Source organism: Rhizobium etli CFN 42 (assembly GCF_000092045.1).
GTDB classification, from domain to species: domain Bacteria; phylum Pseudomonadota; class Alphaproteobacteria; order Rhizobiales; family Rhizobiaceae; genus Rhizobium; species Rhizobium etli.
The window spans coordinates 2,598,834-2,612,174 of sequence record NC_007761.1 but is presented as its reverse complement, the minus strand read 5'-3'; the positions used below and the strand labels follow the sequence as shown (position 1 = coordinate 2,612,174).

Here is a 13,341-nt window from a genome sequence, read left to right as displayed (position 1 = left end):
GGTGCCATCTGCCGTTATAGGCTCGCTTTGACTTTTTCGGCTACATCGGCCGGCACCCATTTCATCCACAGGTTCTCGTAATTGCGCAGGAAATAGATGGCGGCATCCTCGTTGCTTTCGCGATTTTCATCCTGCCAGGCGAGCACCTGGTTGATCGTCTCATTGTCCCATTTGCGGGTCTTGAGATAGGTCGTGACAGGTCCGGCGCGGCTGGCGAAAGACCTGGTCATCAGCGTGAAGGCGCGCGAGACCGGATAGGAATTGAGCTGAGGCCTGATACAGCCGGCCACCGCAGTGCAGCGATCCCATTCGGCCTTGTTGTGACTGACGCCGAAGCTCAGCCGCGTCATGTCGTATTTGCCGAGGATGGCGGTTGGCGCCCAGTAATAACCGAGCCAGCCAATCTTGTTGTCGAAAGCCCGGGCGATCGAGGCGTCGAGCCGCTGTGGACTACCGGTCTCGACAAGTTCGAAGCCTTTTTTGTCGGCGGCGAGGGCCTTGAAGAGGCTGGTGGTCGATATCTGGCAACTCCAGTCGGCGGGACAGTTGTAAACCGCGCCTTTGGAGGGATTATCCTCGGCAGGAAAGAGTTCGGGGTGCTTCAGCGCGTCTTCGACCGAGCGAATATCGGGATTGGCGTCGGCAATGAATTTGGGGATAAACCAACCCTCGACCGCGCCATCGGCGAGTATCTCGGCGCCCTGCACCAGCCGGCCGGTGTTGATGGCCTGATCGAGCAGGGCCCTGACGGAGTTGATCCAGTATTCCGATGCGATATCGGGGGTGTTTTTCTCATTCATCGAGGCGAAGGTCGGAAGGGTGTCGCCGTCGACGATGGTGACGGAACAGCCGTAGCCCTTTTCCAGGATGATCTTGTCGAAGTTTGCGGCAATGCCGGCCGAGGCCCATTTCATCTCGGCGATCGAAACTTTGCCGCATTCGGCGGCTTCGGCCGGCGCGGTCGCACTAAAAAATGCCGCGGCAAAGACGGCCGAAATCAAAAGCGTCTTCATCGTCTTCCCCGAATTCTTCTTAGACAACATGCTGCCGCGATTCACCTGGCGGCGATGCCGACAACAGGCGTTTCCCGTTCACGGGCGCCGTCCCGCCGGCTCCGGCAACTTGTCGCAGACCATGTTTAGCAATGGCGAATTTTGTCGAAGCCTACGCGTTCGCTCGCAGAAATCAACCGTCTTCTGCTCGTGGCTGCGGTACTAAATTATTGAATTCGATGAATATAGTTCGCGGCTGAAATTTCCCCAGATCGAAAATGGACGCTGTCTGCGAACGCCGGCGCATTGGTGACGGAAATTCCGCCGGAGCAGATCAAAAAAAGTCAAAAATTAACGTTTGCGTAAGCCTTCAATAACTCTCCGGTAAGAATGTGCCGTTATCAGTTGGGGCGTAGCGGCAACGACCGCTGCTTCTCCGGTTCAGGTAGTGCGTACCGGAGAAAACGAGCTTCGCCGTGTAGTGGCGAAGACGCCTGAGTTCTCGGCAAACCGCGCAGAGCCAAGGCCATGCGCGGTTTTCGCATTTTTGCGAAAATATCCGAAGTCTTGACCCGGGATCGGCGGCCATTGTAGGCCTCCGGCTGGTGCATCGGCCCGAAAATCTGAACAGATTTTCGGAAGCGCGATGCCCTAGGGAAAGGCGGCCGCCCATGGCAAGAACGATCATGCTGCAGGGAACCGGCTCGGATGTCGGCAAGACGGTGTTGGTGGCGGGTCTCTGCCGGCTTGCGGCCAATGCCGGGCTCACCGTGCGGCCGTTCAAGCCGCAGAATATGTCGAACAACGCGGCGGTCGCCGATGACGGCGGTGAGATCGGCCGGGCGCAGTGGCTGCAGTCGATGGCTGCACGCACGCCCTCTTCGGTGCACATGAACCCGGTGCTGCTCAAGCCGCAATCGGAAAACGGCAGCCAGATCATCGTGCAGGGCAGGGTGTTCGGGCAGGCGAAGGGGCGGGATTATCAGCGGCTGAAGCCGCAACTGCTCGGTGCCGTGCTCGAAAGCTTCGAAAATGTGTGTGCGGGCGCCGATCTCGTCGTCGTCGAGGGTGCCGGCTCGCCGGCTGAAATCAATCTTAGGACCGGCGATATCGCCAATATGGGCTTTGCGACGAAGGCGGGCGTGCCCGTCGTGCTCGTCGGCGATATTAATCGCGGCGGCGTCATCGCCTCGCTGGTCGGCACGCAGGCGATTCTCGATGAGGGCGATCGAGCGATGATCGCAGGTTATCTCATCAACAAGTTCCGCGGCGACGTCTCGCTCTTCGACGACGGGATCCGCGCGATCGAAGGCTTCACCGGCTGGCCCTGCTTCGGCGTCGTGCCGTGGCTGCAGGCTGCCACGCGCCTGCCGGCCGAAGATTCGGTCGTGCTCGAACGGCTGGCGAGGAGCGGTACAGGGGCGCTGAAGATCGCCGTGCCGATGCTGCCGCGCATTGCCAATTTCGACGATCTCGATCCGCTGAGGGCGGAGGCGGATGTCGAGCTGGTCTTCGTCCGAGGGGGCGAACGGTTGCCTGCCGATGCGAGCCTGGTCATACTTCCCGGCTCGAAATCGACGATTTCGGATCTCGCCGATCTCCGTGTGCAAGGCTGGGACCGCGATCTTGCGGCGCATGTCCGGCGCGGTGGCCGGGTGATCGGTATTTGCGGCGGCTACCAGATGCTCGGTCGCACGGTACGCGATCCGCTCGGCATCGAAGGCGGGAGGATCGAGGCGGCGGGGCTTGCGCTGCTCGACGTCGAGACCGAGATGGCGCCTGAGAAAACCGTGCGCAACAGCCAAGCCCGTTCGAGCGAATACGACGTATCACTCGCCGGCTACCAGATCCATCTCGGCGTCACCCGCGGCCCGGATTGCGTCCGGCCGTCGGCGATCATCGACGGTGCACCCGACGGAGCGCTGTCGGCCGACGGGCGGATCATGGGCACCTATCTGCACGGGCTTTTCGGCAGCGACGCCTACCGCGCCCGGCTGCTTCAGAGCTTCGGCCTATCTGGCGAGCGGCGGAACTACCGTGACAGCGTCGAGCAGGCGCTCGACGAGATCGCCGGGGAATTGGAACGTCACCTCGATCCGCACTGGCTGGCGGGGCTGCTCGGTTAGTCGCAGCGGTGCGGCCGAATTGCACATCACTTTCACTCGACCGGGAGTAGCATCGCGACAGGAAGCAGGCTAATGGATGGGAAGCGCGCAATATCGCTCTTTCATCGCCTGTCCGGCGATTTAGCCTGCGGGCCTCGATGGTCGGAAAGATTCCTTCAGGTTGTCGCCCTCATTCGGAGATTAAAAAAATTAACGATCATATCCAGTGGCTTATCGAGCAGGGAATCACCTGTGAGCATATTGGCGACCTCGCCGCCGGTCTCTGCGACCGGCTGATTGCGACCGGCGTTCCGATCTGGCGTGCGAGCATCAGAATGCCTTCCCTCCATCCCATGTATCGCGGCGTCGCCGCCAATTTCGAGCGGGGCGGTGCAATCGTTCTCGAGAATGCGGAGCATGGCAGTGAGACGGAACGCAGCTTCGAGATGACGCCGATCTTTCATCTTTTGAGCCGCGGAGAAAAAACCGGGCGATGGAACCTGGCGAAAGGCGAGGGGCTCCAGTATGCCGAGCTTCACGAATTCGCGCTTGCCGGCGGCACGGATCACGTCATCAGCATTTTCGAATTCCCGAAGGAGGTCGCGCTACGGGGACTCGGTTTTTCGCTCACCAGCGATGCGCCCGGCGGATTTTCCGACGACCAGCTGGCGATCATCCAGGAGCTGTTGCCGGCTCTGGGGTTGGCCGCCTACCGTGTCGCGGTTTCGAAAACCGCGACCGAAATCCTCGCCGTCTATACCGGCGCCAGGACCAGCGCCCGCATCCTTGCCGGCGAAACCCGCAGAGGAATGGGCGGCTCCATCGACGCCGCCATCCTGCTTGCCGACCTCCGCAACTTCACGGCGCTAACCGAGGCCCATCAGCCGGGGGAGATCGTCGGCTTTCTCAACGAGCACTTCGAGCTGATCGACCGGCACGTCGAGGAAAATTCCGGCGAGATCCTCAAGTTCATGGGCGATAGCGTGCTGGCAATCTTTCCGACGGACGCCGAGAATCCGCAAAAGGCCTGCAAGGCCGCATTGGCTTCGGCACAGAACCTGCTGAAGGCAAACGAAGAGCTCAATCGCGAACGAACGCTGAATGGCGGCCCCGATATCGGGATTGATGTCGTCTTGCATCTCGGCGAGGTTTTCTACGGAAATGTCGGCGCCCAAGGCCGGCTGGACTTCACCGTGATCGGCAGGGCCGTCAACGAGGCGTCCCGGCTCGAAAAGCTGTGCGGAACGCTTGAGCAGCCCCTGCTGCTGTCGGAAAGCTTCGCAGCGACCTGCGCCGTGCCCTGCGACTATCTCGGCGCTTTCGAGCTGCGCGGAGTTTCCAAGAGAGCCGACGTCTTCAGGCTTGCCGGCGCTGCTCCTTAAGCTCGCTCAAATCTCGCCCGACACCTCGCGGCGGCGCCGGTCGAGTTCTTCGCTGTAGCGGCGTAGCGTGTGGCTTTCGCTGAGCTGTCCCACCACCTTGCGCTCGATCAGATTGTTGACGACCGCAAGCGCTTCACTTTCGCTCTTGTCGAAGATAGCCGCCGCCTGCTTGGCGTTCATCTGCGGCTGAAGGAAATCATTGCGATAGCGGACGAAGTCGGCAAGTGTCTGGCTCTCGTCCTGGGCGTCGGTCGGGTTGGCGTAGATCTCTGGCACCAGCACGAGGCCAGCATATTTGTCGTTCTCCTCGACGAGAATGACGCGTTGGGTTGAGCCGATCGGGAAGGCTTGCTTGAAGTCGCCCAGCGAGATATCGGCCCTTACCGTTTTCACGTCGGCGCGCATCAGCTTGTTCACCGTCAGATTGCGGATCCAGCCAACGTCGTGGGCGCTGCGGATGCTCTCGCCGCGCAGATGGAAGCGCCATGTGGCGAAGGAGTAGCCGAAAGTCGAGCGCACGACGAGCGAGGAGGTGATGACGGCGGCGAGAACCAATGCCGTGATCGGGAAATCGCCGGTGATTTCGAGCGCCAGAAAAGTCATCGTCAGCGGCCCCCCGATGACGGCGACCGACAGGGAACTCATCCCGACCACGGCATAAATGACCGGCGTCAATGTCGCATCGGCGAAATAGGGAGCGCAATAAGCGAAGAGCTTGCCGAGCAGGGCGCCCATGAACAGTGAGGCGAAAAACAGCCCGCCCCTGAAACCGGAGCCGATCGAGATCGCCGAGGCAAGGGATTTCAGGAGGAAGAGACCGATCAGCGCCGGGATCGCCACGTCGCGAGACAAGTTGAGATGCAGCGCGCCGTGGCCGGCCGAAAGAACCTGCGGCGAGATCATTGCGAGAAGCCCGACGATGATGCCGCCGAGCGCCGGGCGAAAGGACGGGGCGATCGAGCTTTTGCGCGCCATCTCCTCGATGAAGGCCACGCCCTGCATGAGGAGAATGCCAACGCCGGCGCAGAATACACCGAGCAGCAGCGCCGGGATATAATCGGCCGGTACGACCGAGCCGAAGCTGCCGATATCGATGGTGAAATCACCCTCGGCAAGCAACCTTGCGATAAGGGTTGAAACGAGGGCGGAGACCACGACCGGTGTCAACGACACGATGGTATAGGTGCCGATGATCAGCTCGAAGGCGTAGAAGGCGCCCGTCAGCGGCGCGTTGAAGGCGGCGGCGATGGCGCCGGCCGCGCCGCAACCGACGAGGATGCGCAGGTCCGAGCGACGCAGCTGCAGCTTCAGGCCGAATTTGGAGGCAATGCCGGCAGCGAGCTGCGTATAGCCAGCCTCCAGACCAACGGAGGCGCCGAAGCCGTTGGAGATCAGGTTCTGTATGGCAACGATGATGCTATCGGTCAGGGAGAGTCGACCGCCGTGCAGCGCATTCGCCTCGATCGGATCGACCATCGGTTTCTTGCGCCGTTTGGCGAGCGCCAGGAGCAGCAGGCCGAGCAGGGCGCCGCCCATGACGGGGGCGGTGAGCAGCAGCATCTTGTCCTCGATGTCAGATGCGCTCAGCCTTTCACTGTCGGCGATGCCGAAAACAAGCTGGTGCAGCTGGTTGGAGACATAGCTCATGCCGGACACGGCAAGACCCGAGGCGATGCCGACGATGGCGCCTGCCAGCGACAGGCCAACTTCGCTGCGGCGCGTCAGGGCGCGCAGCCGCCCCGGATCGAAGAAAACACGCAGCGCGCGCAGGCGGCGGCGATCCAATTTCATTAGCATGGCTAGACAACTAGGCGAGGAGAGGCCGGGTCAAGGGCGGAAGTGCAGTCGCCTTGCAGCCCAATTGCGGCGAAAAGCCGACGGGCAGGTCGAATATTTATGATGTAAGCCTCGAATAAAAGACGACATTCCGGTAGAGCCAGTGGTGTTGGCTGGCCTTTCACGTAGTCCAGCGGGAAGGTGGTTGCGAAGGGCGGTTGACTTCACCCTGCGGCTTCCCTAACCATCCCAGGAATAACGGATGGTTCCGGATCGGCATTTCGCTTTCCGGATGAAAAGGGAATGTGACGGGGTGGACCCACACCGGGCGCCTTCATCACAGCCGACCCCGCGACTGTAGGGCGGTAAGGGTCTTCCATCCGGCATCGAACCCCTTCCGGCCTAGCCGCAATCGTGCGGGCGGACAGGATGGGCGACGTGCCGGAAAAGCCACTGGAAATGCATGGTGATCAACCGGGGTCGGACGCCTCTATCTCTACGAATCGTCCACCTTTTCACCGAGGCAGCCGGGAAGGCGAGGCAGATCCGCTGGCACGATCAGGGGCAACCGGACTTCCGGTTCGCCCCGGTCGCGGCCGATAACCGCGAGCCAGGAGACCTGCCTTCCGTGCCGGGCGAAAAGCCCAACCCTGGGCAAGAGACCCGCTGCCAGCACGGAGGTTGTTTTGGCTGAACGATTGAATCCAGCGCTGCCTCTGGTGGTGCGTATGAGAGGTGCCGGTTCGTCGCCTCTCGGGTATGTCCGCGTGTTACGCGCCTTCCTTTCCTCCCTCATCGCTGTGCTTGTCACAGGAATCCAGCCACGGCGCGTCCGCGCCGTGATTAACTATGCGCAGTCATCGAATGAGCCTTCCCTGCCCAAGGACCTAGGCACGCTGGATTCCTGTGACAAGCACAGGCATGAGGGAAGCGAATGGGGTGGCGCGGCGTTCCACGGCAAAGTTTTGGCTACCGCGGCTCATAAAGCTAAACCTAGAACAAGCTGCAGCGGCACGCCTCCTCTGAGGAATATTCGGGCATGACCACCACGCTCATTCTCGGCGGCGCCCGCTCCGGCAAATCCCGTTTTGCCGAAAATCTCGTTATGGCAAGCGGCCTCGAGCGCCACTACCTGGCCACCGGCCGTGCCTGGGACGAGGAGATGCAGACGCGTATTGCCCAGCACAAGGCCGATCGCGGCCCGTCCTGGACGACGCATGAGGAGCCGCTCGATCTTCTCGGCATGCTTGCAGCCCTCGACGGCGAGGGACGTATCGTGCTTGTCGATTGCCTGACGCTCTGGGTGACCAACCTGATGATGGGGGAGCGCGAGATGGCGGTGGAATTTTCGGCGCTCGCCAATTTCCTGCCCGGCGCCAAGGCGCGGCTGATCTTCGTTTCCAACGAGGTTGGCCTCGGCATTGTGCCTGACAATCGCATGGCGCGCGATTTTCGCGATCATGCCGGACAGCTGCACCAAATAATCGCGGCGAAGGCCGACGAAGTCTATCTCATCGCGGCCGGTCTGCCGCTGAAAATGAAGGGTTGAAGTTCCATGAACCAGCAGAAAATCCCCGCAACTGTCATCACCGGCTTCCTCGGCGCCGGCAAGACGACGATGATCCGCAACTTGCTCACCAATGCCGGCGGCAAAAAGATTGCGCTCGTCATCAACGAGTTCGGCGACCTCGGTGTCGATGGTGAGGTGTTAAAGGGCTGCGGCGCGGAGAATTGCAGCGAGGAAGACATTATCGAGCTCACCAATGGCTGCATCTGCTGTACCGTCGCCGACGATTTCATTCCAACGATGACGAAGCTCTTGGAGCGCGAACAGCGGCCCGACCATATCGTCATCGAAACCTCCGGCCTCGCCCTGCCGCAGCCGCTGGTCGCCGCCTTCAACTGGCCTGATATCCGCACCCAGGTGACCGTCGACGGCGTCATCACGGTGGTCGACAGCGCGGCCGTTGCCGCCGGCCGATTCGCCGATGACCATGATGCGGTCGAGGCGGCGCGCAGCGAGGACGACTCGCTCGATCATGAGAGCCCGATTGAGGAGCTGTTCGAAGACCAGCTCACATGCGCCGATCTCATCGTGCTCAACAAGACCGACCTGATCGATGGCGATGGCCTGGGCCGCGTGAAGAGCGAAGTCGCCTCGCGCATCGCCCGCAAGCCGGTCATGATCGAAGCCAGGAACGGCGAGGTGCCGGCAGGCGTGCTGCTCGGCCTCGGCATCGGCACGGAAGACGATATCGCCAACCGCAAATCCCATCACGAGCTGGAGCACGAGGATGGGGCGCCACACGACCACGACGAATTCGACAGCTTCGTCGTCGAACTCGGCGCTATTTCCGACCCGACAGGCTTTGTCGAAAAGCTGAAGGGCATCATCGCCGAACATGATGTGCTGCGCCTCAAGGGCTTCATCGACGTCTCGGGCAAGCCCATGCGCCTGCAGCTGCAGGCCGTCGGCAGCCGCATCGACCAGTATTTCGACCGCGCCTGGGCAGCGGGCGAGGCGCGCCGCACGCGCCTCGTCGTCATCGGCTTGCACGAAATGAACCAGGACGCGGTTCGCAAAGCGATCGAAGCGCTCGTTCAGGGATAATCGATGCATCTGCTTCTGGCCCAGCAGGGAACGATCAGCGATGGCGAGGAGGCGATCGACCTCGGCCAGTCGCCGGGCGATATCCTGTTCCTTTCGGCCGCCGACACCGAGCTTGCCGCGATCGCGGCTGCCTGTCGTGCGGGTGAGGGGGCGTTTTCGCTGAGGCTCGCGAATCTGATGAGCCTCAAGCATCCGATGTCGGTGGATACCTATATCGAGCGAACGGCGCGGCACGCCAAGCTGATCGTTGTGCGGGCGCTGGGTGGGGCGAGCTACTTCCATTATGCGCTGGAGGCGTTGCATGCGGCGGCAGCCCGCAACGGTGCCCTGATCGCGGTGTTGCCTGGCGATGCCAAGCCGGATGCCGGGCTGGTTCCTTTCTCCAATGTTGACCTCGACGATCTCAACGCGCTTTGGGCCTATCTAATCGAAGGCGGCGACGCCAATGCGCGAGATTTTCTCGCCTATGCGTCGGCGATGCTTTCAGGGGCGGAAAAGCCGGCGCCGGCAGCGCCGCTGATGAAGGCGGGCATCTGGTGGCCTGGGCGGGGGCTGATCGGGGTCGAGGAGTGGCGGCAGTCTGTTGCCTGTATACCTTCTTCGGCCCTTGAGGAGGGTATCCCACATTCAGCGGAGAAGGTGGCGGTGGGGCCAATCGTCGCGATCAGCTTCTACCGCGCCCTGGTCCAGAGCGGCGAGACCGGTCCGATTGAGGCGCTGATCGCGGCGCTTGCCGCACTTAGCCTCCGGCCGTTGCCCGTCTTCGCCTATAGCCTCAAGGATCCTGTTTCGACGGGCATTCTTGAGAGCGTGTTTTCGGCGCTGAAGCCCGAGGTCGTCATCAACACGACAGGGTTCGCCGTTTCGGCACCGGGCGCCGACCGGGAGCCGACGGTACTGGAAACGAACGACGCCATCGTGCTGCAGGCGATCCTGTCGGCTTCGTCGCGGGAGGCCTGGGCTGTTTCGTCGCAGGGTCTATCGGCGCGCGATCTCGGCATGAATGTGGCGCTTCCTGAAGTCGACGGGCGTATATTGGCGCGGGCGGTGTCCTTCAAGACGGCGGCGCGTTACGACACGGCTGTCGAGGCGAACATCGTCGCCAGCCTCCCCGATGCCGGCCGGGTGCGCTACACGGCGGAGCTCGCCGCCAACTGGGCGCGGCTGCGCGGGACGCACGCCAATAGGAGGCGCATCGCCCTGGTCATGGCGAATTATCCGAACCGCGACGGCCGGCTCGGCAACGGCGTCGGGCTCGACACGCCGGCCGCCAGCATCGAGGTGCTTCGGGCGATGGCGGGTGCGGATTATCCGGTTGCCGATGTTCCAGCCGATGGCGACGCGCTGATCCGCCATCTGATGGAGGGGCCGACCAATTCCGGGCATGACGGCCGGGTCATCCGCGAGGCCCTTTCGTTCAGTCGCTACAAAGACTTCCTGGGATCTCTTCCCAAAAAGATTCAGGATGAAGTGACGGACCGCTGGGGCGAGCCAGAGAACGACCCCTATTTTCGCGACGGCGTCTTCGCCCTGCCTTTCGCCCGCTTCGGCGGCGTCCTGGTCGGCATTCAGCCGGCACGCGGCTACAATATCGATCCGAAGGAGAGCTATCATTCGCCGGATCTCGTGCCGCCGCATGGCTATATCGCCTTCTATGCTTTCCTGCGGCACGAATTTGGCGCCGACGCTGTCATCCATATGGGCAAGCATGGCAATCTCGAATGGCTGCCGGGCAAGGCGCTGGCGCTCTCGGAGACATGTTATCCGGAAGCGATCCTCGGGCCGTTGCCGCATCTTTATCCCTTCATCGTCAATGATCCGGGCGAGGGCACGCAGGCCAAGCGTCGCGCCGCCGCCGTCATCATCGATCATCTGACGCCGCCTTTGACGCGGGCCGAGAGCTACGGGCCGCTCAAAGACTTGGAGGCGCTGGTCGACGAATATTACGAGGCCGCCGGCGGCGATCCTCGCCGCATCCGCCTGCTCAGCCGGCAGATCCTCGATCTCGTCACCGATATCGGGCTGGATCAGGATGCGGGGATTGCGAAAGATGAGAGCGAAGGTGAGGCGCTGAAGAAGCTCGACGCCTATCTCTGCGATCTCAAGGAGATGCAGATCCGAGACGGGCTGCATGTCTTCGGAGTGTCGCCGGAGGGGCGGTTGCTGACGGAGCTCACCGTCGCGCTGGCGCGGGTCCCGCGCGGGCTGGGAGAGGGTGGCAATGCGAGTTTGCAGCGGGCGATTGCTGCGGATGCTAGGTTGAGTTTCCCCCCCGCCGGGGAGAAGGGCAGTCGCGCGCTTCGGCGTCCCTTCGACCCACTCGACTGCGATATGGCGACTCTTTGGATTGGCCCGCGTCCGGCTATCCTCGCAGATATCCTCGACGCCCCTTGGCGCAGCAACGGTGACACCGTCGAGCGCATCGAACTGCTCGCCGCCAAGCTCGTTTGCGGTGAAATGGAGTGCCCAACCCTCTGGTCCGAAACCAGAACGGTGCTCGACCAGATCGAATCCTGCCTCAAGCCTTCCATCCTCGCCTGTGGCCCGGCCGAAATCACCAGTCTTCTGCGCGGCCTCGACGGTCGGTTCGTAGCCCCTGGCCCCTCCGGCGCCCCGACCCGCGGCCGGCCCGACGTGCTACCGACGGGCCGCAATTTCTATTCGGTCGACAGCCGCGCCGTGCCGACGCCGGCCGCCTACGAACTGGGCAAGAAGTCGGCCGAACTGCTCATCCGCCGCTATGTTCAGGATCACGGCGAGTGGCCCGTCTCCTTCGGCCTGACGGCCTGGGGCACGTCGAACATGCGCACCGGCGGTGACGATATCGCTCAAGCGCTAGCACTGATCGGCGTCAAGCCGCTCTGGGACATGAGCTCGCGTCGTGTCACTGGCTATGAGATCATATCGCCGGCGGCGCTCGGGCGGCCGCGCGTCGATGTGACGCTCCGGATTTCCGGCTTCTTCCGCGACGCCTTTCCCGAGCAGATCGCCCTGTTCGACAAGGCGATCCGCGCTGTCGGCGCGCTGGAAGAGGATGTGACTGACAATCCGATTGCCGGGCGCATGCGCGGCGAGACGGCGCGGCTCGCCGCGGCTGGGCTCGATGAGAAGGCGGCGGCGAAGCGGGCGGGCTACCGCATCTTCGGCTCGAAGCCCGGCGCCTACGGCGCGGGCCTGCAGGCACTGATCGATGAAAAGGGCTGGGAGCGGCGGGCCGATCTTGCCGAAGCCTATCTCGTCTGGGGAAGTTATGCCTATGGTGCGGGCGAGGATGGGCGGGCCGAACGCGGTCTGTTGGAGGAGCGGCTGCGCTCGGTGCAGGCCGTCATTCAGAACCAGGACAATCGCGAGCATGATCTGCTCGACAGTGACGATTACTACCAATTCGAGGGCGGCATGGCGGCGGCGGCCGAGCAGCTCGCCGGTGCGCGTCCCGCGATCTATCATAACGATCATTCCAGGCCGGAACGACCTTTGATCCGATCGCTCGAGGAGGAAATCGGCCGTGTCGTGCGGGCGCGCGCGGTCAACCCAAAATGGATATCAGGCGTCATGCGCCACGGCTACAAGGGAGCGGCCGAGATCGCCGCCACCGTCGATTATCTCTTCGCCTTCGCGGCGACGACAGGCGCGGTCGGCGCGCATCATTTCGAGGCGGTCTATCAGGCCTTCGTCGCCGATCCGGACGTGCGCGGTTTCATGATCGAGAGGAACCCGGCGGCATTCGACGAGATGAGAGAGCGCCTGCGCGAGGCGATCGATCGCGGGCTTTGGACGCCGCGCAGCAATTCGGCGCGGTTCGACCTGGCCGCCACGCAACTGAATGAGGTGCACTGATGAGCGACGAGATCCCAGAAAACGAAGCGGCCAAGGATGATGCGCGCCACGCCGAGAAGATGGCGAAGAAGAAGGCGGCGCGGGACAAGATCATGGCGACCAAGACGGACGGCAAGGGCTTGATCATCGTCCATACCGGTAAGGGCAAAGGCAAGTCGTCAGCCGCCTTCGGCATGATCTTCCGCCACATCGCCCATGGCAAGCCGTCGGCCGTCGTGCAATTCATCAAGGGCGCGATGTGGACCGGCGAGCGGGACCTGATCGAGAAGCATTTTTCCGATCTATGCCAGTTCCACACGATGGGCGAGGGCTTCACCTGGGAAACGCAGGACCGGGCCCGTGACATTGCCGCCGCCTCGGCGGCCTGGGAGAAGGCCAAGGAGCTGATCCGCGACGAACGCAATTCCATGGTGCTGCTCGACGAGATCAACATCGCGCTCCGCTACGATTATCTCGACGTCAACGACGTCATCGCCTTCCTGAAGAGCGAGAAGCCGGCCATGACGCATGTCGTGCTGACGGGGCGCAATGCCAAGGAAGAGCTGATCGAGATCGCCGATCTGGTGACGGAGATGGAACTCGTCAAACACCCCTTCCGCTCCGGTATCAAAGGGCAGCCGGGGGTGGAGTTCTGAGGC

General features: G+C 62.5%; 8 protein-coding genes and 1 riboswitch. Of the genes, 6 read left to right on the top strand and 2 right to left on the bottom strand.

Annotation, left to right across the window (positions count from 1 at the left end; translation table 11 throughout):
* Positions 1 to 14 precede the first annotated feature (14 nt).
* A complete protein-coding gene (locus tag RHE_RS12760) occupies positions 15 to 1,013 on the bottom strand; it encodes a glycine betaine ABC transporter substrate-binding protein (protein ID WP_011425750.1) in 999 nt (332 codons plus the stop codon).
* 650 nt (positions 1,014 to 1,663) lie between these two features.
* On the opposite strand from RHE_RS12760, the gene RHE_RS12755 reads away from it, so the two are divergent.
* On the top strand, positions 1,664 to 3,118 hold the full coding sequence (locus RHE_RS12755; RefSeq protein ID WP_011425749.1) for a cobyric acid synthase: 1,455 nt from the start codon (positions 1,664 to 1,666) through the stop codon (positions 3,116 to 3,118).
* A gap of 272 nt (positions 3,119 to 3,390) precedes the next feature.
* Positions 3,391 to 4,479: an adenylate/guanylate cyclase domain-containing protein gene (locus RHE_RS12750; protein WP_041678879.1), complete on the top strand. Its 1,089-nt coding sequence runs from the start codon at positions 3,391 to 3,393 to the stop codon at positions 4,477 to 4,479.
* Between the two features lie 6 nt (positions 4,480 to 4,485).
* On the opposite strand, the gene RHE_RS12745 is transcribed toward RHE_RS12750, so the two are convergent.
* Positions 4,486 to 6,276: a chloride channel protein gene (locus tag RHE_RS12745; protein ID WP_011425747.1), complete on the bottom strand. Its 1,791-nt coding sequence runs from the start codon at positions 6,274 to 6,276 to the stop codon at positions 4,486 to 4,488.
* A 225-nt stretch (positions 6,277 to 6,501) separates the two neighbouring features.
* Positions 6,502 to 6,650, top strand: a riboswitch (cobalamin riboswitch).
* Between the two features lie 644 nt (positions 6,651 to 7,294).
* On the opposite strand from RHE_RS12745, the gene cobU reads away from it, so the two are divergent.
* The 4 genes from cobU to cobO are packed head-to-tail and all read left to right on the top strand — an operon-like array spanning position 7,295 to position 13,338.
* The gene (gene cobU, locus RHE_RS12735) at positions 7,295 to 7,804 is read left to right on the top strand and encodes a bifunctional adenosylcobinamide kinase/adenosylcobinamide-phosphate guanylyltransferase (protein WP_011425746.1); all 510 of its coding nucleotides are present in this window, start codon (positions 7,295 to 7,297) and stop codon (positions 7,802 to 7,804) included.
* Positions 7,805 to 7,810: 6 nt separating this feature from the next.
* Positions 7,811 to 8,866: a cobalamin biosynthesis protein CobW gene (cobW, locus tag RHE_RS12730; protein WP_011425745.1), complete on the top strand. Its 1,056-nt coding sequence runs from the start codon at positions 7,811 to 7,813 to the stop codon at positions 8,864 to 8,866.
* 3 nt (positions 8,867 to 8,869) lie between these two features.
* Positions 8,870 to 12,703 carry a cobaltochelatase subunit CobN gene (gene cobN / locus RHE_RS12725; RefSeq protein ID WP_011425744.1) on the top strand — a complete coding sequence of 1,278 codons (3,834 nt, stop codon included), beginning with the start codon at positions 8,870 to 8,872 and terminating at the stop codon, positions 12,701 to 12,703.
* Positions 12,703 to 13,338, top strand: a complete 636-nt coding sequence (cobO, locus tag RHE_RS12720; RefSeq protein ID WP_011425743.1) for a cob(I)yrinic acid a,c-diamide adenosyltransferase — start codon at positions 12,703 to 12,705, stop codon at positions 13,336 to 13,338. Before cobN ends, cobO begins: the two co-directional genes overlap by 1 nt.
* Positions 13,339 to 13,341: the final 3 nt, after the last annotated feature.